This window comes from Janthinobacterium sp. CG3 (genome assembly GCF_000344615.1).
Classification (GTDB): Bacteria; Pseudomonadota; Gammaproteobacteria; order Burkholderiales; family Burkholderiaceae_D; genus Janthinobacterium.
Window position 1 is genome coordinate 2,957,789 of the sequence record NZ_KB467824.1, and the last position, 23,696, is coordinate 2,981,484.

18 protein-coding genes and 1 tRNA gene are annotated in these 23,696 nt (G+C 68.7%); all 19 read right to left on the reverse strand.

All coding sequences use genetic code 11. The features are described from left to right. Position 1: 1 nt before the first annotated feature. The 19 genes from epsL to JANGC3_RS0112980 all read right to left on the reverse strand — a co-directional run bounded on the left by epsL (position 2) and on the right by JANGC3_RS0112980 (position 23,559). A complete protein-coding gene (epsL, locus tag JANGC3_RS0112890) occupies positions 2 to 1,258 on the reverse strand; it encodes an XrtB/PEP-CTERM-associated polysaccharide biosynthesis outer membrane protein EpsL (protein WP_017876905.1) in 1,257 nt (418 codons plus the stop codon). 42 nt (positions 1,259 to 1,300) lie between these two features. Continuing rightward, entirely contained in the window at positions 1,301 to 1,963 is a 663-nt protein-coding gene (locus JANGC3_RS0112895; RefSeq protein WP_026132922.1) for a CAAX prenyl protease-related protein, read from the reverse strand. Between the two features lie 194 nt (positions 1,964 to 2,157). Further along, on the reverse strand, positions 2,158 to 4,053 hold the full coding sequence (locus JANGC3_RS0112900) for an ATP-binding cassette domain-containing protein (protein ID WP_017876907.1): 1,896 nt from the start codon (positions 4,051 to 4,053) through the stop codon (positions 2,158 to 2,160). A gap of 130 nt (positions 4,054 to 4,183) precedes the next feature. After that, positions 4,184 to 4,258 (reverse strand) — tRNA-Arg (locus JANGC3_RS0112905). A gap of 80 nt (positions 4,259 to 4,338) precedes the next feature. After that, positions 4,339 to 4,770 (reverse strand): RidA family protein, encoded by a 432-nt coding sequence (locus tag JANGC3_RS0112910; RefSeq protein WP_017876908.1) that lies wholly within the window; start codon positions 4,768 to 4,770, stop codon positions 4,339 to 4,341. Between the two features lie 109 nt (positions 4,771 to 4,879). Then, positions 4,880 to 6,031 carry an acyl-CoA dehydrogenase family protein gene (locus tag JANGC3_RS0112915; protein ID WP_017876909.1) on the reverse strand — a complete coding sequence of 384 codons (1,152 nt, stop codon included), beginning with the start codon at positions 6,029 to 6,031 and terminating at the stop codon, positions 4,880 to 4,882. Between the two features lie 2 nt (positions 6,032 to 6,033). Beyond that, positions 6,034 to 6,888: an enoyl-CoA hydratase family protein gene (locus JANGC3_RS0112920; RefSeq protein ID WP_017876910.1), complete on the reverse strand. Its 855-nt coding sequence runs from the start codon at positions 6,886 to 6,888 to the stop codon at positions 6,034 to 6,036. A 24-nt stretch (positions 6,889 to 6,912) separates the two neighbouring features. Next, positions 6,913 to 7,440 carry a MarR family winged helix-turn-helix transcriptional regulator gene (locus JANGC3_RS0112925; protein WP_081611850.1) on the reverse strand — a complete coding sequence of 176 codons (528 nt, stop codon included), beginning with the start codon at positions 7,438 to 7,440 and terminating at the stop codon, positions 6,913 to 6,915. Between the two features lie 22 nt (positions 7,441 to 7,462). Further along, positions 7,463 to 8,242, reverse strand: coding sequence for an SDR family NAD(P)-dependent oxidoreductase (locus tag JANGC3_RS0112930; protein ID WP_026132923.1), 780 nt, complete (start codon positions 8,240 to 8,242; stop codon positions 7,463 to 7,465). Between the two features lies 1 nt (position 8,243). Next, entirely contained in the window at positions 8,244 to 10,628 is a 2,385-nt protein-coding gene (locus JANGC3_RS0112935) for a bifunctional salicylyl-CoA 5-hydroxylase/oxidoreductase (RefSeq protein WP_017876913.1), read from the reverse strand. 13 nt (positions 10,629 to 10,641) lie between these two features. After that, positions 10,642 to 12,273, reverse strand: a complete 1,632-nt coding sequence (locus JANGC3_RS0112940; RefSeq protein ID WP_017876914.1) for an AMP-binding protein — start codon at positions 12,271 to 12,273, stop codon at positions 10,642 to 10,644. 190 nt (positions 12,274 to 12,463) lie between these two features. Then, on the reverse strand, positions 12,464 to 13,183 hold the full coding sequence (locus JANGC3_RS0112945; RefSeq protein WP_017876915.1) for a response regulator: 720 nt from the start codon (positions 13,181 to 13,183) through the stop codon (positions 12,464 to 12,466). Between the two features lie 108 nt (positions 13,184 to 13,291). Next, positions 13,292 to 17,551 (reverse strand): hybrid sensor histidine kinase/response regulator, encoded by a 4,260-nt coding sequence (locus JANGC3_RS34110; RefSeq protein ID WP_269746240.1) that lies wholly within the window; start codon positions 17,549 to 17,551, stop codon positions 13,292 to 13,294. A 61-nt stretch (positions 17,552 to 17,612) separates the two neighbouring features. Continuing rightward, positions 17,613 to 18,782: a patatin-like phospholipase family protein gene (locus JANGC3_RS0112955; protein WP_017876917.1), complete on the reverse strand. Its 1,170-nt coding sequence runs from the start codon at positions 18,780 to 18,782 to the stop codon at positions 17,613 to 17,615. Positions 18,783 to 18,865: 83 nt separating this feature from the next. Next, on the reverse strand, positions 18,866 to 19,624 hold the full coding sequence (locus tag JANGC3_RS0112960; RefSeq protein ID WP_017876918.1) for a 3-hydroxyacyl-CoA dehydrogenase: 759 nt from the start codon (positions 19,622 to 19,624) through the stop codon (positions 18,866 to 18,868). 148 nt (positions 19,625 to 19,772) lie between these two features. Beyond that, positions 19,773 to 20,225, reverse strand: coding sequence for a hypothetical protein (locus tag JANGC3_RS32675; protein WP_157406597.1), 453 nt, complete (start codon positions 20,223 to 20,225; stop codon positions 19,773 to 19,775). A gap of 22 nt (positions 20,226 to 20,247) precedes the next feature. After that, on the reverse strand, positions 20,248 to 20,751 hold the full coding sequence (locus JANGC3_RS0112970) for a glycine zipper family protein (RefSeq protein ID WP_157406599.1): 504 nt from the start codon (positions 20,749 to 20,751) through the stop codon (positions 20,248 to 20,250). A 13-nt stretch (positions 20,752 to 20,764) separates the two neighbouring features. Beyond that, positions 20,765 to 21,181 (reverse strand): hypothetical protein, encoded by a 417-nt coding sequence (locus JANGC3_RS0112975; protein ID WP_017876921.1) that lies wholly within the window; start codon positions 21,179 to 21,181, stop codon positions 20,765 to 20,767. Positions 21,182 to 21,432: 251 nt separating this feature from the next. Next, positions 21,433 to 23,559, reverse strand: coding sequence for a sodium-translocating pyrophosphatase (locus JANGC3_RS0112980; protein ID WP_035787668.1), 2,127 nt, complete (start codon positions 23,557 to 23,559; stop codon positions 21,433 to 21,435). Between the last annotated feature and the right edge of the window lie 137 nt (positions 23,560 to 23,696).

A 23,696-nucleotide genomic window follows, 5' to 3' on the forward strand; every position in this document is an offset into this window, starting at 1 on the left:
TTTAAAACTGTGCACTGGCGTTGAACGACACGACGTTGGCGCTATAGCCGCCGCTGCCGATGATGGCGGAGCCGCCGCGCACGTCATGCGACAGCGAGGCGCCGAGCGTGAGGACGCGGTGCGGCTGATAGCTCAGACCGAGCGAGGAGGAGCGCGTCGAGTCGCTGGAGTCGTCGGGCAGCACCACGCCGTTGAGGCCGGAGAAGTCGCGCCGCTCGCGCCGCAGCGAGGCGTTAACGCTGGTCTTGGCGCTGGCGGCGTAGACGGCGGCCAGGCTGGCGCCCTTGTTCAGGCTGTTGTTCACCAGCGCGCTCTCGACCACGCCGAATTCGCGCCAGCCGGTGGCGGTGAAGCGCAGCTTGCCGGTCGGCGCCCAGTAGGCGATGGCCCGGCCGTTGACGCCGGTGGCGTCGCGCAGCGTAAAAAAGGCGTGCTTGCGCTCGACCCATCCGCCCAGCAACTGGAACTGGGTGGCGCCGCTGTAGTTCCAGTAGACGTTGGCCTTGATTTCGTTTTGATCGTAATCGTTGTCGACCAGCAGCGAGCCGACGGTGCGGCGGTTCGGATAGGTGCCCTTGACCTTGCGCAACTGCAGGCCGACCCGGCTGCCGCTGGCGGCCAGGTAGTCGAGCCCGGCTTCGGTGGCCAGCTCGGTGCGCTCATTGAAGCGCTGCGACGACAGGTCGTAACTGGTGCGGTCGCGGCTGACGCCGCCGCGCACCCGCCAGCTCGGATGGAAGCGCCAGCCGCCGTCGAAGTATGCGCGGTGCTGCACGCGCAGGTTGCGTTCGGTTTCCTGCGAGTCGGCAAACGGCGTCAGCGTCTGGTTGTAGCTGGCGCCGAGATGACCCTCGAGATGGTTGGCGACATGCCATTCCAGCGCGGCGAGGAAATCTTTGCCGTTGTAGTTGAACTGGTCGTAGTGGTCGAAGGTGACTTTCGACACCTTCGCCTGGCCGGTCAAGATCTGCCGGCCGATCGGCCGCTCGAACAACAGGCCGGCCTGGACTTGCTTGAGGTTGTCGCCGCGCGGGTCGGCGCCCGACGGCTCGTCGCCGCGGCGCAACAAGTTGTCGTCGTGGGTATACACCACCGCCACGAAGGGGTGCACGGTATCGCTGACGGCGGCCGCGGCCGGACCGCAGCACAGCACCCCGAACAGACCGGCCAGCGCGCCGAGCGCACCGGGCGCGGCGCGGCGCGGTAGAGATGGGCGATTCGGGCGGGAATCGATGTTTTTTCGCGAGGAGCTCAACATTTTTATTCGTCTTTTGAAAGATCAAACCACTGACGGGCAATATTACCAGTAAGTCCAGTGACCAGTAGAAATTATCCATACCCCCAGTAAACCATTGGTCACGCCGTGCGCGAGAATGGGCGACCAGAGGTTTTGGCTGCGCATATAAAGGATACTGTAGGCGGCGCCGGCGACCATGCCGGCAAGCCACAAGTTATGTTCAAACCCGAATAATATCACCGTGACAACAAGAGCCTTGGTTTTAACGCGCGCGGGCTTAATTTCAAGAAATTTCGGCGACTCGATCCAGCGCATCAGGAAGGAGCGCCAAAACAATTCCTCCATCACCGGCACCACCAGGGCGGCGCCGCCGATGCGCACGGCCACCATCAGCCAGTCGACCTCGCCGTTGGTGCGCGGATCGAAGCCGAGCGGCGTGCCAACCGTCATCCAGCCAGCGTTGAGGTTAATCCACAACACCAGCACCACCACGCCGGTGGCCAGCGCGGCAGCCAGCGTGCGCGCGCCCATGCGGGTCCAGGCCAACTCGGTGTAGCGGCGGCGGAACGCCAGCAGCACCGCCAGCACGGCGCCGATCTTGACGGCGTACAACCAACGCAGCTCGTGCGCGGCGAATCCGCTGCGCACCAGCATGTCGGCGATGAAAATGAAGGCGATGTAGACGAGGAAGGGCAACACCCGTGGCAAGGCGTCGCGGTCAAACATCGGCGTCCCCGCCGGGGGTGGTGGCGCGCTGCGCCCAGCGCAGGCGCCCGGCGTCGGCGCGGTATGGTACAGGCATGGCGGTCTCTTTCAACATGAAAGCGCCATTGTGATTGATACAACAAACTCAATCAAGCCCGCACGGCATATATATTTCCGCCAATCATGGGACGGCGTGCGCGCAGCCCGCCCACGCCTCAGCCCTTGGCGCGGGCCTCGATCACTTCCCACTTTTCCAGCGCTTCCAGCAGCGCGGCGTCGATTTCGGCGACGCGCGCGTTCAAGCGCTTGCCCTCGGCCGGGGTCTTCTTGTAGAAATCCGGATGCGCCAGCTGGCCGGCGATGACGGCCTGCTCGTCTTCCAGCTTGGCGATCAGCAGCGGCAGCTCGTCAAGTTCGCGCTGCTCCTTGTAGCTGAGCTTTTTCTGCTTGGCGGCGGCCGGCTGGGTCGCGGCCGGCTCGGCCTTGGCGGCGGCCTTGGCCGGCGCGGCCGGCGCGATGGTGCGCACGCGCTCCCAGTCGGTGTAGCCGCCGACGAATTCGCGCCACTTGCCCTCGCCCTCCGAGACCACCACCTGGGTCACGACGTTGTCGAGGAAGGTGCGGTCATGGCTGACCAGGAAGACGGTGCCGGTGTAGTCTTCCAGCAATTCCTCGAGCAATTCCAGCGTGTCGATGTCGAGGTCGTTGGTCGGCTCGTCGAGCACCAGCACGTTGGCCGGCTTGGCGAACAGGCGCGCCAGCAGCAGGCGGTTGCGCTCGCCGCCGGACAGCGACTTCACCGGCGAGCGGGCGCGCTCCGGCGCGAACAGGAAATCGTTCAGATAGGTCATCACATGCTTGCGCTGGCCGTTGATTTCGACCCAGTCGCTGCCCGGGGCGATCGTTTCCATCAGGTTCGCCTCCTCGTTGAGCTGGGTGCGCATCTGGTCGAAATACGCCACCTGCAGCTTGGTGCCCAGGCGGATCGTGCCGCTGTCGGCCTCTTCCTGGCCGAGGATCATTTTCAGCAGCGTGGTCTTGCCGGCGCCGTTGGCGCCGATCAGGCCGACCTTGTCGCCGCGCAGGATGGTACCGGTGAATTCCTTGACGATAACCTTGTCGCCGTAGGACTTCGAGACGTTTTCCAGTTCCGCCACGATCTTGCCGGAGCGTTCGCCGGCCGACACGTCCAGCTTGACCTGGCCCTGCTGCTCGCGGCGCACGCTGCGCGTCACGCGCAAGGCTTCCAGGCGCCGCACGCGGCCCTCGTCGCGCACCCGGCGCGCCTTGACGCCCTTGCGTATCCACACCTCTTCCTGCGCCAGGAACTTGTCGAACTTGGCGTTCTCGACTTCCTCGATCTCCAGTTGCTCGCTCTTACGCACCTGGTAGGCGGTGAAGTTGCCCGGGTACGACAGCAGGCGGCCGCGGTCGAGTTCGATGATGCGGGTCGCCACGTTGTCGAGGAAGCTGCGGTCGTGGGTAATGAACAGCACGCTGCCCTTGTAGTCGCGCAACAAGCCTTCGAGCCACAGGATCGAGGTGAAATCCAGATGGTTGGTCGGCTCGTCCAGCAGCAACACGTCCGGCGCCGACACCAGCGCGCGCGCCAGCGCGACGCGCTTCTGCATGCCGCCGGACAGGGTTTTCATCAGCATGTCGCCGCGCAGGTTCAGGCGGCCCAGCACGGTCTCGACCTTGTTCGGCAGGCTCCAGCCGTCGCCGGCGTCGAGCTTGACCTGGATGTCGTGCATGCGCTCCATCAGCGCCTCGTCGTCGCCCTGGCCGAACTGGCCGGTCAACGCGTCGTATTCCTGCAACAGCGCCGGCAACTCGCCCATGCCGGAGGCGACGGCGTTGTACACCGACATTTCCTGGTCGAATTGCGGTTCTTGCTCGACATAGGCGATTTTGATGCCCTGCTGCATAACCAACAAACCGTCGTCGAGCTTGAACGTGCCCGAGATGACCTTCAGCAGCGAGGACTTGCCGGTGCCGTTGCGCCCGATCAGGCCGACGCGCTCGGTCGTTTCCAGTGAGAATTCCGCGTGATCGAGCAGCGCGACATGACCGAACGCGAGTTGCGCCGATGAAAGAGAGATGACAGCCATAGTAAGTGAGAGGTGCTCGGGCGCGTTCCGTTGGGGACGAAATACCGGCCGATTAGTTGAATGAAGCGAGCATTGTACCGACACTCGCGCCTGCTGCGCCATATATCGGCATCGCGGCCGCGGACAACGGTGGTACCGCCAGCGGGAATCGAACCCACATCTACCCCTTAGGAGGGGGTTGCACTATCCATTGTGCGATGGCGGCACACTTGAAGAGTCGCTATTGTACAGGCTAACGAAAAATGCCAACAGAGTGCGTGGCGCGGCGCCGGCATTGACATTTACTCAAGGGGGAAACGGCGCGCGGTTTTGCCGTTTCGCCGCCCGGTCGGGCACCACGGCGGTGACTTCGATCTCCACCTTGGCCCGGTCCTCCACCAGCGCCACCACCTGCACCGCCGTCATGGCCGGGAAATGCAGGCCGATCAACTCGCGGTAGGCGACGCCGATGTCGCGGTAGGCGGCCACGTATTCGCGCTTGTCGACGACGTACCAGGTCATGCGCACAATATCGGACGGCTTGGCGCCGGCCTCGGCCAGCACCTCGACCACGTTCTGCAGCGCCTGGCGCACCTGGCCGGCGAAGTCGTCGGTGTGGAACACGCCCTGCCCGTCCCAGCCTATCATGCCGCTGACGCACACCGTGCGCCCGCTGGCGGCGACGCCGTTCGAGTAGCCGCGCGGCCTGGCCCATCCGGGCGGTTGTAAAAATTCCATGTCAAACCTTTCCAGTGTTACTTATATATGGATGTTGCGCGCTAGCTTAAACCAGCGGCGCAGAGCCGGCGCTTTTCCTACCGCGGCGCGGCGCTGACACACGCCGGCGCTACGACGGCTCGCTGGCCGGCGCCTCGCGCAGCAGTTCGCGCGCGATGATCAGTTGCTGCACCTCGGTGGCGCCCTCGTAGATGCGCAGCGCGCGGATTTCGCGGTACAGGCATTCGACCGGGTGGCCGCTGACCACGCCCAGGCCGCCGAACAGCTGCACCGCCGCGTCGATCACCTGTTGCGCCGTCTCGGTCGCCGTCATCTTCGCCATCGCCGCCTCCTTGGTGACTTTGCGGCCCTGGTCGCGCTGCCAGGCGGCGCGGTAGGTCAGCAGCGCGGCGGCGTCGATGCCGGTCGCCATCTGCGCCAGCTTGGCCTGGGTCAGCTGGAAGTCGGCCAGCGTCTGGCCGAACATCTTGCGCTGCGTCGCGTGCGCCAGCGCCGCGTCGAAGGCGCGCCGGGCGAAGCCCAGCGCGGCCGCCGCCACCGAGGTGCGGAACACGTCCAGCGTCGCCATCGCCACCTTGAAGCCCTGCCCCGGCGCGCCCAGGCGGGCGCTGGCCGGGATCCGGCAATGGTCGAAGCGCAGCCGCGCCAGCGGATGCGGCGCGATCAGGTGGATGCGCTCCGCCACTTCGCAGCCGGGCGTGGCGGCGTCGACGATGAAGGCGCTGATGCCGCGCGCGCCCGGCGCCTCGCCGGTGCGCGCGAACACCACGTAGAAGTCGGCGATACCGCCGTTGGAAATCCAGGTCTTCTCGCCGTTGAGCACGTAGTCGTCGCCGTCGGCCACCGCCGCGCACGCCATCGCGGCGACGTCGGAGCCGGCCTGCGGCTCCGACAGCGCGAACGCGGCGATGGCCTCGCCGCGTTCAACCCGCGGCAGGTAGGCGTCTTTGTTGGCGGCGCTGCCGAACAGGCTGATGGCGCACGAGCCCAGCCCCTGCATGGCGAAGCTGAAGTCGGCCAGGCCGGCGTGGCGCGCCAGCGTTTCGCGGATCAGGCAAATGGCGCGCGTGTCGATCTCGCCGATGGCGTGCTTGAGCCAGCCGGCCTGGCCCAGCTGGCGCACCAGCGCGCGGCAGGCGGCGTCGACGTCGGCGCCGTGGACGTCGTGGATGTGCCGCGCGGCCCAGGCGTCCAACTCGCGTTCGAGCTGGGCGTGCTTCGGCTCGAAAAACGGCCAGTCCAGATAAGTTTTATCGCTCATGCTCAATCCCCCTCGAATTGCGGTTTTTCCTTCGCCACGAAAGCGTGGTAGGCGCGGTGGAAGTCGTTGGTCGCCATGCAAATGGCCTGCGCCTGGGCTTCCGCCTCGATCGCCTCGTCGATGCCCATGTTCCACTCCTGCTGCAGCATTTTCTTGGTCATGCCGTGGGCGAAGGTGGGGCCGTTGGCCAGTCCGGCGGCGAAGGCCCGGGCCGCGGCCAGCAGCGCCCCGGGCTCGTGCAGGCTGTTGAAAAAGCCCCAGCGCTCCCCTTCCACGCCCGACATCGAGCGGCCGGTGTAGAGCAGCTCGGCGGCGCGGCCCTGGCCGATCACCCGCGGCAGCAGCGCGCAGGCGCCCATGTCGCAGCCGGCCAGGCCGACCCGGGTAAACAGGAAGGCGGTCTTGCTGCGCGCGCTGCCCAGGCGGATGTCGGAGGCCAGCGCCAGCATCGCCCCGGCGCCGGCGCAGATGCCGTCGATGGCCGCGACGATCGGTTGCGGACAGGCGCGCATGGCCTTGACCAGGTCGCCGGTCATGCGCGTGAAGGCCAGCAGGCCCGGCATGTCCAGTGTGGTCAGCGGGCCGATGATGTCGTGCACGTCGCCGCCGGAGCAAAAGTTCTCGCCGGAGCCGGTGACGACGACGGCCTTGACGTCGTCGGCGTAGGCCAGCGCGCGGAACAGCTCGCGCAGCTCGGCGTAGGAGTCGAAGGTCAACGGGTTCTTGCGTTCGGGCCGGTTCAAGGTCAGCGTAGCGACGCCGCCGGCCACCTCGAAGCGGAAATGGCCGGCCTGGTAGTCGGCCACGCTGGCGCGGTTGCCGGGCAGTTGCTGGGCTTGGCCAGGGAGGTAGCGCATGGTGTGGTCCTTTATGTATGTTGCTTAGTTGTCGTCGAGCTGGCGCTTCATCTGCGACAGCAGCCCGATCAACTGGGTTTTGTCCTGCGGCGAGACGCCGTGCAGCAGCTCGGCGATCCAGCCTTCGTGCACCTGGGCCATCGTGGCGAAGGCGGCGCGCCCGGCCGCCGTCAGCTTGACGCTGTAGACGCGCCGGTCCTTCGGGGCGGGCACGCGCAGCACCAGCCCCTCCGTCTCAAGCTGGTCGGTGATGCCGGTGATGTTGCCGCCTGTGACCATCATGCGCTTCGACAGCTCGCCCATGCGCAGCCCGTCCGGGTGGCGCTCCAGCTGCGCCATCAAATCAAAACGCGGCAGCGTGATGTCGAAGCTCGAGCGCAGCCGGCTGCGGATCTCGTTTTCAATCTTCACCGTGCAAGAGAGCATGCGCAGCCACAGCTTGAGCGACTGGTGGTGGTCCTGCGTCAGGCGGCTGGCCAGGTCGAGCACGGCGCCGCCGTCGTCGTCGGGTAAGCCGGCGCTCACTTCATTGTCGTTGGGTGTGGCTGGCATAAGGGCGCTTACCTTCATCTATTCACATGACTTCGCCGCCGGCGACGGCGATCGATTGGCCGTTCATGGCGGCCGACTCGGGCAGGCACAACCACGCCACCGCGGCGGCCACTTCAACGCTTTGCACCAGGCGTTTTTGCGGATTGCCGGCGGCCAGTTCGGCCAGCGCCTCGGCCTCGCTGCGGCCGGTTTTGCCGCTGATGTTGGCCAGCGCCTGCTGCACGATGTCGGTGTCGGTGTAACCGGGGCAAACCGCGTTCACCGTCACGCCCTTGGCCGCCACCTCCAACGCCAGCGCCCGCGTCAGCCCCACCAGGCCGTGCTTGGCGGCGACGTAAGCGCTCACGTAGCGGTAGCCGACCAGGCCGGCGGTCGAGGCGACGTTGACGATGCGGCCCCAGCGCGCCTCCAGCATGCCCGGCAGCGCCGCCTGCATGCAGTGGAAGGCGCCGGTCAGGTTCACCGCCAACATCTGCTGCCACAGCGCCGCGTCGGTCTTGCCGAACGGCGCGGAGCTGGCCTGGCCGGCGTTGTTGACCAGGATGTCGATGCGGCCGAAGCGCGCGGCGGCGCGCCCGAAGGCGGCCCGCACCGCGTCCTCGTCGGTGATGTCGAGCCGCTCGCAGGCGAGCTCGCCCAGGGGTGCCAGTTCGGCCGCGGCGGCCGCCAGTGTGGCGCCGTCGCGCCCGGCCAGCGTGACGCGGGCGCCGCGTTCCAGCAGCGCGCGGGCGCAGGCCAGGCCGATGCCGCGCCCGGCCCCGGTCACCAGCGCGTGCTTGCCGGCCAATGCGAGGGGCGCCATGTCAACCCTCCAGCAGCTTGGCCGCGACTTGCTGCGGGCTCAAGCCGGTGTTGGCGGCGGCCAGCTGGCGCTCGCGTTCGAGGTTGCGCTCGAGCTGTAGCTTGCCCGGCTGGTACTGCTTCGGCCACGGCAGCGCGTGGAAGCCGATTTTCGCCGCCTCGCTCAGGGTCCAGGCCGGGTTGGCCAGATGCGGCCGGCCCACCGCGCACAGGTCGGCGCGGCCGGCGGCGATGATGCTGTTGGCGTGGTCGGCCTCGAAGATCGAGCCGACCGCCATCGTCGCCACGCCGGCCTCGTTGCGCACGCGGTCGGCGAACGGGGTCTGGAACATGCGCCCGTACAGCGGCCGCTCGGCCTTGCTGACCTGGCCCGACGAGCAGTCGATCAGGTCCGCGCCGGCCGCCTTGAACAGGCGCGCGATGCGCACCGCGTCGTCCGGCGTGATGCCGCCTTCGACCCAGTCGTGCGCCGAAATGCGCACGCTCATCGGCTTGTGCCGCGGCCACGCCGCGCGCATCGCGGCGAACACCCGCAGCGGGAAGCGGCAGCGGTTTTCCAGGCTGCCGCCGTATTCGTCGCCGCGCAAGTTGGTCAGCGGCGAGATAAAGCTCGACAGCAGGTAGCCGTGCGCGCAGTGCAGTTCGAGCCAGTCGAAGCCGGCCAGGTCCGAGGCCAGCGTGGCGCGCACGAAGTCGGCCTCGATGCGCGCCATGTCGGCGCTGTCGGCGGCGCGCGCGGTCTGCGACACGCCGGCCAGGTATTGCTGCTCGGACGCCGCCAGCAGCGGCCAGTTGCCCTCTTCCAGGGGCTGGTCGATGCCGTCCCACATGGCGCGGGTCGAACCCTTGGCGCCGGCGTGGCCCAGCTGGATGGCGATCTTCGCGTCGCTGCCGGCGTGGACGAAGTCGACGATGCGCTTCCAGGCCTGGGTGTGCGCGGGCGCGTACATGCCGGGACAGGCCGGCGTGATGCGCGCGTCGGCCGAGACGCAGGTCATTTCGGCGAACACCATGGCGGCGCCGCCCAGCGCGCGCGCGCCCAGGTGCACCAGGTGGTAGTCGCCGGCGACGCCGTCGACGGCGCTGTACTGCGCCATCGGCGAGACCACGATGCGGTTTTTCAGCGTCAGGCCGCGCGCCTTGAAGGGAGTGAACATCGGCGGCACGCGCGCGCCGGCCGGCAGCGCCACGCCGGCCTGGGCGCAGGCGCGCCCGGCCAGCCACAGCTCGTAGCCGGCGACGTAGTCCGGGTCGCGCAGGCGCAGGTTTTCGTGCGACAGGCGCTGGCTGCGCGTCAGCATCGAATAGGCGAACTGCGGCGCCTCCATGGCGCTGTAGCGCGCGACGTTCTCGAACCACTCCATCGAATTGCGCGCCGCGCTCTGGATCTTGATGACCTCGATCGCCCGCGCCGCCTGGTAGTCGGCCAGCGCCAAGGTTGGCGCCTGCGCCGCGCCGGCGTGCCGGCCGAAGCAGCGCGCCAGCTCGATGGCGTCCTCCAGCGCCAGCTTGGTGCCGGAGCCGATCGAATAGTGCGCGGTGTGGGCGGCGTCGCCCATCAGCACCACCGGCACGGCGCCGTTCCAGTGCACCCACTGGCCGCAGACGATGCGCGGGAAGGTGATCCACATGGCCGAACCGCGCAGGTGCGGCGAATTCGACATCAACGCGTGGCCGTCGAGCTGGTCGGCGAACAACTGCTCGCAGAAGGCGACGCTCTGCTCGGCGCTCATGTCGGCCAGGCCGGCGCCGCGCCACACGGCTTCCGGCGCCTCGACGATGAAGGTCGAGGTGTCGCCGTCGTATTGATAAATATGCGCCTGGAACCAGCCGTGCGCGGTTTCCTTGAAGGCGAAGGTGAAGGCGTCGAACTTCTTGCGTGTGCCGAGCCAGACGAAGCGGCATTGGCGCGCCTCGATGTCGGGCTGGTAGCTGGCCGCGTAGCGGGTGCGGATGCGGCTGTTCAAGCCGTCCGAGGCGATCACCAGGTCGGCGCCGTAGGCCTTGGCGATGTCCTGGTCGTCCTGGACCTCGGTCTCGAACACCAGTTCGACGCCGAGTTCCTCGCAGCGCTGTTGCAGGATGTTGAGCAGGCGCTTGCGGCCGATGCCGCAGAAGCCGTGGCCGCCGGAACGCACCTTGGCGCCCTTGACATGCACGTCGATGTCGTCCCAGTGGTTGAACGATTGCAAGATCGCGCGGGCGCTCTGCTCGTCGGCGCCAACCAGGTTGCCCAGCGTCTGGTCGGAGAACACCACGCCCCAGCCAAAGGTGTCGTAGGGGCGGTTGCGCTCGACGACGACGATGCGGTGGGCCGGGTTCTGCTTCTTCATCAGCAGGCTGAAATACAGGCCGGCCGGGCCGCCGCCTATGCAAACGATATTCATATTGGACTCATTTTCATTCGGCGCGCAGCTTGAAGCGCTGCAGCTTGCCGGTTTCGGTGCGCGGCAGGGCCGCCTGGAATTTGATCGAGCGCGGGTATTTGTACGGCGCGATCTGCTGTTTGACGAATTCCTGCAGCGCCCTGGCCTGCTGCTCGGAGGCGTCGAAGCCGCTTTTCAGCACCACGTGCGCCTCGACGACCTGGCCGCGCTCCTCGTCGGCGCGTCCGATGACGCCGCATTCGGCCACCGCCGGGTGGCGCAGCAAGGCCTCCTCGACCTCCGGCCCGGCGATGTTGTAGCCGGCCGAGATGATCATGTCGTCGGTGCGCGAGCGGTAGAAAAAATAGCCGTCGGCGTCCATCTCGTAGGCGTCGCCGGTCAGGTTCCAGCCGTCCAGCACATAGTCGTTCTGGCGCGCGTCGTCGAGGTAGCGGCAGCCGGTCGGGCCCTTGACCGCGAGCCGTCCGACCACGCCCGGGCCGACCGGCTTGCCGTCGGCGTCGAGGATGCAGGCCTGGTAGCCGGGGATCGGTTTGCCGGTGGCGCCGCGGCGGATTTGCGCGCCGGCGGCGGAAATGAAGATGTGCAGCAGCTCGGTGGCGCCGATGCCGTCGATCATGGCCAGGCCGGTGGCGCCCTGCCAGCTGTCGCGCGTGGCCAGCGGCAGCGCCTCGCCGGCCGAGACGCTCTTGCGCAGGCTGGCCAGGTCATAGTTGGCCGCCAGCGGCGCCATCTGGCGGTAAAACGTCGGCGCGGTGAAGCAGATGGTGGCGCGGTAGCGCGCGATCGCCCGCAGCAGCGTCTCCGGCGTCAGCTTTTCCAGCAGCACGGCGGCGGCGCCGACGCGCAGCGGGAACAGCAGCAGGCCGCCCAGGCCGAAGGTGAAGGCCAGCGGCGGCGTGCCGATGAAGACGTCGTCGGCCTGCGACTCCAGCGTCGAGCGCGGAAAGCAGTCGCAGATGGCCAGCACGTCGCGGTGGAAGTGCATGGTGCCCTTGGGCACGCCGGTGGTGCCGGAGGTGAAGCTGATCAGGCAAACGTCGTCGGCGGCGGTGTCGAGCGCCTCGAAGCGGCCGTCGTGCGCCGCCATGCGCGCCTCCAGCGCGTCCGCGCCGGCGTCGTTGAACCAGACGGTCGGCGGGGCGGCGTCGAGGGCGTCGATCTCGGCGCGCAGGCCGGCCGCGCACAGCACCGCGTCGACCCGCGCCTTGCCGATGATCGCGGCGAGTTCCTTGGCGCGCAGCAGCGGCATGGTCGGCACCGCGACGCAACCGCTTTTCAGCACCGCCAGCAGGCAGGCCGCCATCATCGGGTTGTTGGCGCCGCGCAGCAGCACGCGGTTGCCCGGCACCAGGCCGAGCTCGTCGCGCAGCACCTGGGCGATCTGGTTGACCTTGCGCTGCAAGGTGGCGTAGCTCCACTGCTCGGCGTCGGCGTAGATGGCGACGCGCCCGCCGCCGCCGTCGGCCACGGCGGCGTCGAGCAGCGCGCCGACGCAGTTCAGCCGCGCCGGGTACTGCAGCGACGGCAGGTCGAAGCGGATCTGCGGCCATTGCCCGGGCGGCGGCAAATGCTCGCGCGCGAAATGGTCGAGGTGGGCGGTGTAGGCGGTGGCGGCGGGTGCGGCGGCAGTCGGTCTGGTCATGGTTGCCCTGAGCTTTGGATAAGCGTATCGGTTCGTCGTATCGATTCGGCCTGCGAGCAGATACTTTAAACCTAAACTATCCAAACATCAAGCGGGCAAATCACAGCAGGAAAAAGGGAGGAAAAACCGGGGACAGACCACGATTTCCGGGAAATACTTTCCCGGAAATCGTGGTCTGTCCCCGGTTTTTTTACGCGGGCAGGTTTTGCTGGCGCACCAGGCCGGCCTGGTGGATCACCGCGCGCACCACGTCGGCCAGCACCGGCTGCAGCGTCTCGCTCAGCAGCAGGCCCGGCGTGAAGCTGCCCAGCGCCGCCGCGCCGCCGCTCAGGCCGAGCGTGACGCAGCCGACCTGCAGCCGTTCGACGCGCGCCTGCGCCTCGTCCCGTTCGCCGCGCGCCAGCAGCGCGTCGAGCTCGCCGCTGGCCGCCGTCAACTGGTGCTGGAAGCCGGCCAGGTAGACCAGCAGGCGCTCGCTGTTGATGCCGAGCCGGCGCTCGGTCGCCTGCGGCGTTTCGGCCAGGTGCTGGTAGCCGCTGGCGGCCTGGTCCAGGTAGGCGCCCAAATGCACCCGCACCTGGTCGGCCTGGAACGGTTTGACGATGTAGCCGGCCGCGCCCGACTGGGTTGCGTGCTGCACCGTTTCGCGGTCGGTTGCCGAGGACACCAGCACCAGCGGCATGGTGTTGAGGGTGGCGTCGCCCTTGACGCGCTGCAGCAGCTCCATGCCGGACAGGCGCGGCATGCGCAGGTCGCAAAAGCAGATCGACGGGCGCAGCCCGTTTTCCAGCTGCTCCCAGGCGTCCACGCCGTCCTCCGCCTCGACAATGTCGAAGCTGCCGCAACTGTCGATCAGGTGCATCAATACCATGCGCGAGACGACGTCGTCGTCCACCACCAATACTTTCATGTGTCTCTCCAAGGTCCAGCGCGCCTGTTTTCGCCGGCATCACGGCCGGCTGATGCTTGCATTTATATTACATTATAACCAGCGCAACCAGCGCACCGCTACAGCCCGCTACACGACGCCGGCCAGCAGCCCGCGCAGACGCGGCATGGCCGCCGCCAGCGCCGCCCAGCCGCCGGCGTCGGCCAGCCGTTCCAGCTCGCCGCACAGCAGGTGCAACTCGACCTCGTCGAGGTAGGCGGCGCTGCCCTTGAGGCCGTGCAGCAGGCGTCCGGCGGCCTCGCCGTCGCGCCCGGCCAGCGCCGCGTCGAGCGCCGCCAGGCGGGCGTTGACGTCGCCGGCGAAGGCGTCGCGCAGGCGCCGCGTCAGCTCGCCCGGGCGGCGCCGGGCCGGCTGCGGCGCGGCCTCGGCGGCCACGCCGAACATCGCGTCGAGTTCGCCGGCCGTCGGCGCCGGCGCCGGCATCAACGGCAGCGCCAGGCCGCGCTGCAACTGGCGCTCGATGGCGCGGCCGAGCTGGAAATGCAGCGCCGCCTCGTCGATCGGCTTGGTCAGGAAGTCGTCCATGCCGGCGCCCAGGTAGCGGCTGCGGTCCTCCTCGCTGGCGTTGGCGGTGAGCGCGATGATCATCAGCTCCTGGTCGCGCACCGGCGCCTCGGCGCTGCCGCCGGCGCGGATCAGCCGCGTCGCGCTGGCGCCGTCCATCTCCGGCATGCGCCCGTCCATCAGGATCAGGTCGTAGCGCACGCGCGCGCACGCCGCCACCGCCAGCGCGCCGTTGCCGACCACCTCGACGCGGTGGCCGAGGTCTTCGAGCAGCACGCGGATGATGATCTGGTTGGTCGGGAAGTCCTCGGCGCACAGCACCCGCAGTTGGTGGCTGTGCGGCGCGCGCGGCACCTGCGGCACCAGCGGCGGCGCCACGCCGTCGGCCAGCGGCACCACGAAGGTGAAGGTGCTGCCCAGGCCGGGCGCGCTCTCGGCGGTGATATGCCCGTCCATCAGGTCGACCAGCTGGCGGCAGATCGCCAGTCCCAGCCCGGTGCCGCCATAGCGCCGGGTGGTGGTGCTGTCGGCCTGCTCGAACTGCTGGAACAGGCGCGGCAGCGCCTCCTGCTCGATGCCGATGCCGGAGTCGCTGACGGTGAAGCGTATCAGGTTCAGGCCGCGCCCGTGCGCGCCGGGCGCGCTGCCGGCGCGCTCGACGCGCATGCTGACGGCGCCGCGCTGGGTGAACTTGAAGGCGTTGCCGACCAGGTTGACCAGCACCTGGCGCAGCCGGGTCGGGTCGCCGACGACGTAGCTCGGCAGGTCGGGCGCGAAGTCGATGGCGAAGCCGACGCTGCGCGCCGCCGCCTGCTCCTCGAACAGGCTGACCACGTTCTCGATGGCCGCGCCGAGGGCGAAGTCGATGTTCTCGATACTCAGCTTGCCGGCCTCGATCTTCGAGAAGTCGAGCAGGTCGTTGATGATCGCCAGCAGCGACTGGGCGTTGGCCTGGCCGCGCAGGATTTGCTCGCGGGTCGACTGCTGCAACTGCTGGTCGCGCAGCGCGAAGCCGAGCATGCCGATGACGCCGGCCAGCGGGGTGCGCATCTCGTGGCTCATGTTGGCCAGGAACTCGGACTTTTGCCGGGTCGCGTCCTCGGCCTTCCGCTTGGCCTGGCGCAGCCGCTCGTCGTTGTCCTGCAGCGCGCGGTTGGCCAGCGCCAGCTCGCCCGACTGCAGCCGCACCTGTTTTTCCTGCTGCCGCAGCAGCAGGTTCTTGTGCTCGACCTCGGCGGTGCGCTGCGAGACCTGCTGCTCCAGCCAGCTCTTTTGCGCGCGCACGCCGCGCATGCGCGCCTGGTAGGCGGCCAGCGCGGCGCCCACCAGCAGCAGCGCCAGCAGCGTGCGGAACCACCAGGTTTTCCAGTACGGCGGCAGGATCGTGATGGCCAGCGTGGCGCCGGCCTCGTTCCACAGGCCGTCCTTGTTGGCGGCTTTGACGCGGAACACGTAGCGGCCCGGGTCGAGGTTGGTGTAGGTGGCGAAGCGCTTGCCGGCGTCGGTGGCGACCCAGTCGCGGTCGAAGCCCTCGAGGCGGTAGGCGAAGCGGTTGCGCTGCGGCGCGGCGTAGTGCAGGGCGGCGAATTCGAGCGAGAAGACGGCGTCCTGGTCGCCCAGGGTCAGCGCGGCGCTGCCCTCGATGGCGCCGGCCAGCACCCGCGGGTAGGCGCCGCGGCCGGGTTCGACCGGCTGGTTGAGGATCTGGAAGGCGGTGATGGCCACCGGCGGCGCGACGCCGTTGTTGCGGATCGCCCGCGGATCGAAGCCGGTGACGCCGGAGAAGCCGCCGAAGTACAGGCTGCCGTCGGGGCCGCGCAGCGCGGCGCCGTCGAAGAAGGCGCCGGCGGCGGTGCCGTCGGAGCTGTCGAAGTTGCGGAAGCGCCCGCTGGACGGGTCGAGGTGGCTGATGCCGCTGTTGGTGCTCAACCACAGGCCGCCGGCGCCGTCGGCGAGGATGCTGGCGATGGCGTCGTCGGCCATGCCGTCGCGCCGCAGGTAGCGGCGAAAGCGCGGCACGCCGTCGGCGCCCAGCTTCATACGGTTCAGGCCGTTGGCGGTGCCGACCCACAGCGCGCCGCCCTGGTCCTCGAACAGCGCGTGCACCTCGTCGTGGCTCAGGCTGGCCGGGTCCTTCGGGTCGTGGCGGAAGTGGCGGAAGCGGCCGGTTTTCCGGTCCAGCAGGTCGAGGCCGTTGAAGGTGCCGACCCACAGCGCGCCGCGGCGGTCCTCCAGCACCGGGCGCACCACGTCGTCGGCCAGGCTGGCCGGGTCGGCCGGGTCGTGGCGGAAGCTCTGGTAGGCCTGCGTTTCCGGGTCGAGCCGGTGCAGGCCGCCGCGGGTGGCGACCCACAGCATGCCGGCGCGGTCGCCGACCACGTTGCGGATGATGTCGCTGCCGGGGTCGCCGCGGGCGAACGACAGCGTGGCGAAGCGCCCGCTGGCGGTGTCGAGCCGGTACAGGCCGGTGCGCCCGCCGACCCACAGCGTGCCGCCCTTGCCGGGCCACAGCGCGCTGACCTGTTCGTCGCGCGCGGCGCCGGCCTGCGGCGGCGACGTGAACAGCTCGGCCTCGCCGGTGGCCGCGTCGACCAGGTTCAGGCCGTTGTTGGTGCCGACCCACAGGCGCCCGGCGCCGGCGTCGGCGAGCGCGCGCACCTTATTGTCCGACAAGGAGCGCGCGGCGTCGGCCACCTTGGCGAAATGGGCGAAGCCGCCGCTGCCCAGGTCGACCCGGCTGACGCCGTTGTACCAGGTGCCGACCCAGAACGTGCCGACGCGGTCGCGGTACAACGCCGATACCTGGTTGTCGGCGACGCTGTGGCGGTCGCTGTCGTGGTGGCGGTACTGCACCAGGCGGCCGGTTTGCGGGTCCCAGCGGTACAGGCCCTCGGAATGGCTGCCGATCCAGATGGTGGCGTCGGCGTCCTGGTACAGCGCGCCGATGCGCCCTTCCTTCAAGCCCTGCGCCGCGCCGAGCCGGCTGCGCGCCGGCGCCGCGCCGACGCCGCCGAGGCGCCAGCGTTCGACCCCGGCCAGGCTGCCGATCCACAGGTTCTGCCCGGCGTCGACCAGCAGCGCCTGCACCGCGTTGCGCTTGGCGCCGGCGGCGTCGGGCTCGACGGCGAAGTGTTCGAAGGCGGCCGCGCCGGGCGCCAGCATGTCCAGGCCGGTGGCGGTGCCGACCCACAGGCGGCCGGCGCCGTCGCGCGCCAGCGCGTTGACGGCGTTGTCGCCCAGGCTGCCGGGACGGCCGGCTTCATGGTGCCACAGCGTGAAGCGGCCGCTGGCCGGGTCGAAATGCTGCAGGCCGTCGGCGCTGGCGATCCACAGGCCGCCGGCGCCGTCGTCGACGATGGCGCCGACGTGGCGGTTGCCGTTGCCGCGCTGGCCGGCCTGGCGCGGCACGAAGTGGCTAAAGTCGTGGCTGGCCGGGTTGTAGAGGTCGAGGCCGCCGTCGGTGCCGACCCAGAGCCGGCCGGACGGGTCGACGTGCAGCACCCGCACCCAGTCGGCGGCCAGGCTGCGCGGGTCGGCGCCGCTGCTCTTGTAGGTGGTGACGCGGTAGCCGTCGTAGCGGCTCAGGCCGGCCTGGCTGCCGAACCACATGAAGCCCTGGCGGTCCTGGGCGATCGCCAGCACGGTCTCCTGCGCCAGGCCGTGCTCGACGCTGAGCTGTTCGAAGCGCAGGCTGCGCGCCGGCGCGGCGCCGGCCGGCGCGGCCGCGCCGGCGCACAGCGCCAGCAACGCCAGCAACGCCAGCAACCACGCCAGCGGCGCCGGCCGCGGCGGGCCGGGCCGGCCACGTAAACGTCGAAGTGACAACACAAGCGTCCTGTGGGCTAAAAGGGTGGGAAGGCGCGCGGCCGACGCTCGCGGGGAGGAGTCAAGAGCCGAAAAACGCCAGCACATCGTCCTTGCGGGCCTGCGTGTCGCGCTGGCCCAGCCGTATCAACTCGCAAGTATAGGATGATTCGAACAATAAGTACGACGCCAATGCGGCGCCGCGCGCCTCGGCCGCGCCTATGCTCGACAACATGGTGCGGATCGGCCGCGGCAAACTGGCGATATGCCGGCTGGCGATGTCGTCGAGGCGCTCGGACGGCGCGATCACCAGCAACTCGACCGGCTTCAACGGCGTGCGCGCCAAAAACTCCTCGGGCAGCATCGACAGCGTCAAGTTGATGCGGTTCAGGCGCTCGATGTCGACCGCCAGGCCGTCGAGGAAGATCGAGGACATGGCGTGGCCGGCGATCTGCGCCAGGCTGGGGTAGCGCGCCGACTCGGTGGCGTCGCGCGCCGGTTCGGTCAGGCGGCCGGCGCCGACCACCAGCACCTTGCTGGCGCCGAGGTGGATCGCCGGCGAGATCGGCGCCAACTGGCGCATCGAGCCGTCGCCGCAATACTCGCGGTGGCCGCCGACGAACAAGGGCACGGCCGGGAAGATGAAGGGGATCGCCGCCGACGCCAGCAGGTGCTCGACGCCGATCTGGTCCTGCAGCGCCACGCGCTGGGTGCGGATCCACGGCGCGATGTCGGTGGCGGTCTGGTAAAAGGTCATGTGCTGGCCGCCGGTATAGGACGAGGCGGTGACGGCGAGCGCGTGCAGCAGCCCCTCCGACAGCGCGGCGTCGAGCCGCGGCAGGTCGAGCATGCGGTGCAGCAGGCTCACCAGCGGGGTGTTGTCGAGCAGCGAGGCGGGCGGCGCGGCGCGCCACTGGCGCAGCATCCAGCCGAACGACAGCAGCGACAGCCAGCGCGCGCCCGAGCGGATCACGCCCAGCGAATCGGCGCGGTAGACCTGTTCGACCTTGATGTGCTGCCACACGTCGAGCAGTTTTTGCACGCCCTCGCCGAAGTTGTCGGCGCGGCAGGCCAGCGCGGTGGCGTTGATGGCCCCGGCCGAGGTGCCGCAGATGATGTCGAAGGGGTTGCGCGCGGGCGGCCAGCCGGCCTCCCACAAAATCTCCGAGACCGCCTGTAACACGCCGACCTGGTAGGCGGCGCGGGCGCCGCCACCGGTCAGGATCAGACCCGTTTTCTTTTGAATTCCCATGCGGCCAAGGGTAGCAGGGTCTGCCGCGTTTGTGGGCAATGTTGCGAGATTAAAACATCGCGCCGGCCCGGCCGCCGTGGAACCTACTTCGGCTGCATGCGGATGGCGCCGTCGAGGCGGATCGACTCGCCGTTGAGCATGACGTTTTCAATGATCGCCTTGACCAGGTGGGCGTATTCGTCCGGCTTGCCCAGGCGCGAAGGGAAAGGCACCATTTTGCCAAGCGCGTCCTGCACCTCGGCTGGCATGCCCAGCAACATCGGCGTCTCGAAAATGCCGGGCGCCACCGTCATTACGCGGATGCCGCTGCGCGCCAGGTCGCGCGCCATCGGCAGCGTCAGGCCGACCACGGCCGCCTTCGACGAGGCGTAGGCGGCTTGGCCGATCTGGCCGTCGAAGGCGGCCACCGAGGCGGTGTTGACGATAATGCCGCGCTCGCCCTGCGCGGTGGCGTCGCTCTTGCCCATCGCGTCGGCGGCCAGACGCGCCATGTTGAAGGTGCCGACCAGGTTGATGTTGACGGTGCGCTGGAACACCTCGAGCGGATGCGGGCCGTCCTTGCCGACGGTTTTCACGGCCGGCGCCACGCCGGCGCAGTTGATCAGGCCGCGCAGCGTGCCCAGCGCCACGGCGGCGGCGACCACGGCCAGGCCGTCCGCTTCCGACGTGACGTCGCACTGGACGAACTGGCCGTTCAACTCGGCCGCCAGCTTGGTGCCGGCCTCGACCTGCACGTCGGCCAGCACGACCTTGCCGCCGGCCGCCGTCAGCATGCGCGCGGTGGCCGCGCCCAGGCCGGACGCGCCGCCGGTGATGATGAATACATTGTCTTGAATCTGCATAAAAATCCTCCGTCGATAGTGAAAATGGCGCGCAATCTTGCTTTGCCGTCCGTGACGCGCGCCTGGCCTATTTGCCGTTTACGTAAACGTCAAGTGACGGCAATTGTAGCGACTTTTCAAGCCGAACAGAGAAAAACGGTTCAGAACATTAGTAGTACTGCAACCATGCGCCGTTGCGCACGCACTGCCTGCCGCCGGCGTCGATGGTGGCGTTGCCGACGCCGCCGTTGTGGCGTACGCCGGCGGCGTCGCGGCAGCCGCCGCTATCGCAGCCAATAATAGGCAACGGCGGCGATGGGGATGATTGTGGCGATGGCGTTAATGGCGTTGATGGCGTTGATGGCGAGGCGGCGGCGGCCAGCGGCGGCGCCGCCCGGGGCGGCATGCGTCCGACGGCTTGCGGCACCGCGCGGCGCGCCCGGTCCTGCCTGGGCGGCGCCGGCCGGCAAGGTTCGACGGCCAGCCTGGTGGGGTCGTCCGGCGCCAGCGCGCACACCGGCAATGGGCGTGGCGCCGCCGCTTCGGCTGCGCCGGTTTGCGCGGCGGCCTGGTTGAGCCAGCCCGCAACAAGCAGGCCCAGCGCGGCAAGCGCAATGTTCATCGGACTCCCCTTACCTGATACGTCAACGGGCCGGCGGCGGCGTGTTCAGCGGCGGCACGGCGGCGTTGGCCGGCACCTCGCTGAACCGGCCGGCGACCGGCACCCGGTGCCCGTAGGCGTACATGCATTGCTGGTAGGCGTAATCATAACGCTGTTGCATGCCGTAGCCGGAACCGTCGGCCGCGCCCGCGCCGGCCAGCGCGCCGAAGGCCAGGCCGGTGCCGGCGCCGACGCCGGCGCCGTGGCCGCCGTCAATGGCCGCGCCGGCCAGCGCGCCGATCACCGTGCCCAGCGCCGCGCTGCGCACCCCGCTGTCGACGCCGGCCTGCTGCGCCGACGCGCCGCCCAACTGCGACTGGGCGTAACCCCGGCAGGAAAAATCGTCGCCGCGGAACTGCTCGAAACTCTTGCCGGCGCCCGGCAGCACCAGCGCCGACGGGCCGCTGGGCATGACCGTGCAGGCGCCCAGCAGCAGGGCCGCCAGCGCCGCCGGCAACACCGGTGAGGTATGTGGTTTTGTCAGCATGTCATCGATCCCTTCAGGGTGTGACGGAATATGGCGCCACCGTGCGCCAGGGCGTCGAGCATTGTTTTACATAGGGGTAATAGCCTTGCGGATTGCTGCAGAAGTACCACAGCCCCGCTGCCGGCGTCACGCCGCGTTCGACATACACGGGCGCTTCCACCACCACCAGCGCAGGACGGTAACCGTAGGCATAGGGATAGTCGAAATACGGGTCGCCGTACCAACCGCCGCCCCAGTACAGCGGGGCGCCAATGGCCACGCCGACGTGGACCCGGCTATAGCCGTGGTGGTGGCCGCCGCGGTCGGCCCAGGCGTTGCTACAAAACACCGAGCCGACAAGGAAGGCCAGCGCCAAGGCCGGCTTCAGGTATTTTCTGGCGCCGCGCGGGCGCGGAGAAATGTGCTTGAGCAGGTCGAGTTGATTTTCCATGGCCCACCTCCGGGCGTTGCGAAACCAAATGAAGGTGAAGACATTATTGGCAGAGACGACGCGAAAGAAAAGCCGCCGTAACAATTCGTCACGATTGATACGAACGGATATGGATTGCAGAAAACGTTGCGCGGCCATGTGGAAAAGCAACGACAGGCGGGCCGGGTCAACGACGGGGTGTCGACCCGGCACGGCTGCCTGTGCGTGCTGTCAGCGTGCGCCGCGGCAAACGCGGCGTCGCCGGCGCCGGTCTACTTCGGGGCCGCGGGCGCGGCCGCGTCGACCGCGCCGACGGCCGGCAGCGCCGGCGCGTACAGCGCCAGCGGCGCGCTGACGGCCAGCCAGCCGCTGGCCGGCAACAGCGGCACCAGCAGCAGCGCGACGATGTTGATGATCTTGATCAAAGGATTGACGGCCGGGCCGGCCGTGTCCTTGTACGGGTCGCCGACGGTGTCGCCGGTGACGGCGGCCTTGTGGGCGTCCGAGCCCTTGCCGCCGAAGTTGCCGTCCTCGATGTATTTCTTGGCGTTGTCCCAGGCGCCGCCGCCGGTGGTCATTGAAATGGCCACGAACAGGCCGGTGACGATGGTGCCCATCAGCAGTCCGCCCAGCGCGGCCGGCCCCAGCAGCATGCCGACGACGATCGGCACCACCACCGGCAGCAGCGACGGCACGATCATCTCCTTGATGGCCGAGGCGGTCAGCATGTCGACCGCCTTGTCGTATTCCGGCTTGCCGCTACCGTCCATGATGCCCTTGATGTCGCGGAACTGGCGCCGCACCTCGACCACCACGGCGCCGGCGGCGCGTCCGACCGCCTCCATCGCCATCGCCCCGAACAGGTAGGGGATCAGGCCGCCGATGAACAGGCCGACGATGACCATCGGGTTCGACAGGTCGAAGGTGATGTGCTGGCCCACCGATTCGAGGGCGTGGGTGTAGTCGGCGAACAGCACCAGCGCGGCCAGCCCGGCCGAGCCGATGGCGTAGCCCTTGGTAACGGCCTTGGTGGTGTTGCCGACCGCGTCGAGCGGGTCGGTGATGGCGCGCACCGAGTCCGGCAGGCCGGACATTTCGGCGATGCCGCCGGCGTTGTCGGTGATCGGGCCGTAGGCGTCGAGCGCGACGACGATGCCGGCCATCGACAGCATCGACGTGGCGGCGATGGCGATGCCATACAGGCCGCCCAATTGGTACGACACCAGGATCGCCGCGCACACCGCCAGCACCGGATAGGCGGTCGACTTCATCGACACGCCCAGGCCGGCGATGATGTTGGTGCCGTGGCCGGTGGTGGAGGCTTCGGCGATGTGGCGCACCGGCTTGAAGTCGGTGCCGGTGTAGTACTCGGTGATGTAGACCATCAGGCCGGTGAGCACGATGCCGACCACGGCCGAGCCCATCATGCTCACGCGCATGGCCTGCTCGCTCCACACCTGCCACGTGACGACGCCGAAGCCGAGCAGCGACAGGCCGGCGGCCCACCACAGGCCGGTGTACAGCGCCGACATGATTTTCTTGCCGGGCGTGGCCTTGACCATCGAGCAGCCGACGATCGACGCCAGGATCGACACCGCGCCCAGCAGCAGCGGATAGATGACGGCGGCGACCGCGCCGGCGCCGGTGATCAAGAGCGCGCCCAGCAGCATGGTGGCGATCAGCGTCACGACATAGGTTTCGAACAGGTCGGCGGCCATGCCGGCGCAGTCGCCGACGTTGTCGCCGACGTTATCGGCGATCACCGCCGGGTTGCGCGGGTCGTCCTCCGGGATGCCGGCCTCGACTTTGCCAACCAGGTCGGCGCCGACGTCGGCGCCCTTGGTGAAGATGCCGCCGCCCAGTCGCGCGAAAATCGAAATCAGCGAGGCGCCGAAGGCCAGGCCGATCAGCGGCTGGATCAGCTTGTGGGTGTCGGCGCCGGCCGGCGCGCCCGCCGTCAGCATCCAGTAAAACAGGGTCACGCCCAGCAGGCCCAGTCCGACCACCAGCATGCCGGTGATGGCGCCGCCCTTGAAGGCGACGTCGAGGGCCTCGTTCATGCCCTTGGTGGCGGCCTGGGCGGTGCGCACGTTGGCGCGCACCGAGACGTTCATGCCGATGAAGCCGCAGGCGCCCGAGAGCACCGAACCGATCAGGAAGCCGAGCGCGGTGTGCAGGCCCAGCAGCGCGTAAATGGCGACCAGCAGCACCGCGCCGACCATGGCGATGGTGCGGTACTGGCGCGCCAGGTAGGCGGCGGCGCCCTCCTGGATCGCCAGGGCGATTTCCTGCATGCGGGCGTTGCCCGCGTCCTGGCGCAAAATCCAACTGCGCGACCAGAGGCCGTACACCACGGCGATGACGCCGCAAGCTATCGCGAACCACAGACTAGCTGCCATATTGTCCCCTTTTGTTTTTGAATCAAGTACTACATCTACGACACTCGGAAACTGCGGCCGTGCCGGATAGACACGTGCAGCCAACCAACTTGCGTACTGCAAAACCTTGAAAAGCGAAAACGGAACAACATGGTTAG

What these genes read in the sequence shown, in the direction of transcription:
- epsL (WP_017876905.1), bottom strand. Translation starts at nt 1,258, where the DNA reads ATGTTGAGCTCCTCGCGAAAAAACATCGATTCCCGCCCGAATCGCCCA.
- JANGC3_RS0112895 (WP_026132922.1), bottom strand. Translation starts at nt 1,963, where the DNA reads ATGTTTGACCGCGACGCCTTGCCACGGGTGTTGCCCTTCCTCGTCTAC.
- JANGC3_RS0112900 (WP_017876907.1), bottom strand. Translation starts at nt 4,053, where the DNA reads ATGGCTGTCATCTCTCTTTCATCGGCGCAACTCGCGTTCGGTCATGTC.
- JANGC3_RS0112910 (WP_017876908.1), bottom strand. Translation starts at nt 4,770, where the DNA reads ATGGAATTTTTACAACCGCCCGGATGGGCCAGGCCGCGCGGCTACTCG.
- JANGC3_RS0112915 (WP_017876909.1), bottom strand. Translation starts at nt 6,031, where the DNA reads ATGAGCGATAAAACTTATCTGGACTGGCCGTTTTTCGAGCCGAAGCAC.
- JANGC3_RS0112920 (WP_017876910.1), bottom strand. Translation starts at nt 6,888, where the DNA reads ATGCGCTACCTCCCTGGCCAAGCCCAGCAACTGCCCGGCAACCGCGCC.
- JANGC3_RS0112925 (WP_081611850.1), bottom strand. Translation starts at nt 7,440, where the DNA reads ATGCCAGCCACACCCAACGACAATGAAGTGAGCGCCGGCTTACCCGAC.
- JANGC3_RS0112930 (WP_026132923.1), bottom strand. Translation starts at nt 8,242, where the DNA reads ATGGCGCCCCTCGCATTGGCCGGCAAGCACGCGCTGGTGACCGGGGCC.
- JANGC3_RS0112935 (WP_017876913.1), bottom strand. Translation starts at nt 10,628, where the DNA reads ATGAATATCGTTTGCATAGGCGGCGGCCCGGCCGGCCTGTATTTCAGC.
- JANGC3_RS0112940 (WP_017876914.1), bottom strand. Translation starts at nt 12,273, where the DNA reads ATGACCAGACCGACTGCCGCCGCACCCGCCGCCACCGCCTACACCGCC.
- JANGC3_RS0112945 (WP_017876915.1), bottom strand. Translation starts at nt 13,183, where the DNA reads ATGAAAGTATTGGTGGTGGACGACGACGTCGTCTCGCGCATGGTATTG.
- JANGC3_RS0112955 (WP_017876917.1), bottom strand. Translation starts at nt 18,782, where the DNA reads ATGGGAATTCAAAAGAAAACGGGTCTGATCCTGACCGGTGGCGGCGCC.
- JANGC3_RS0112960 (WP_017876918.1), bottom strand. Translation starts at nt 19,624, where the DNA reads ATGCAGATTCAAGACAATGTATTCATCATCACCGGCGGCGCGTCCGGC.
- JANGC3_RS32675 (WP_157406597.1), bottom strand. Translation starts at nt 20,225, where the DNA reads ATGAACATTGCGCTTGCCGCGCTGGGCCTGCTTGTTGCGGGCTGGCTC.
- JANGC3_RS0112970 (WP_157406599.1), bottom strand. Translation starts at nt 20,751, where the DNA reads ATGCTGACAAAACCACATACCTCACCGGTGTTGCCGGCGGCGCTGGCG.
- JANGC3_RS0112975 (WP_017876921.1), bottom strand. Translation starts at nt 21,181, where the DNA reads ATGGAAAATCAACTCGACCTGCTCAAGCACATTTCTCCGCGCCCGCGC.
- JANGC3_RS0112980 (WP_035787668.1), bottom strand. Translation starts at nt 23,559, where the DNA reads ATGGCAGCTAGTCTGTGGTTCGCGATAGCTTGCGGCGTCATCGCCGTG.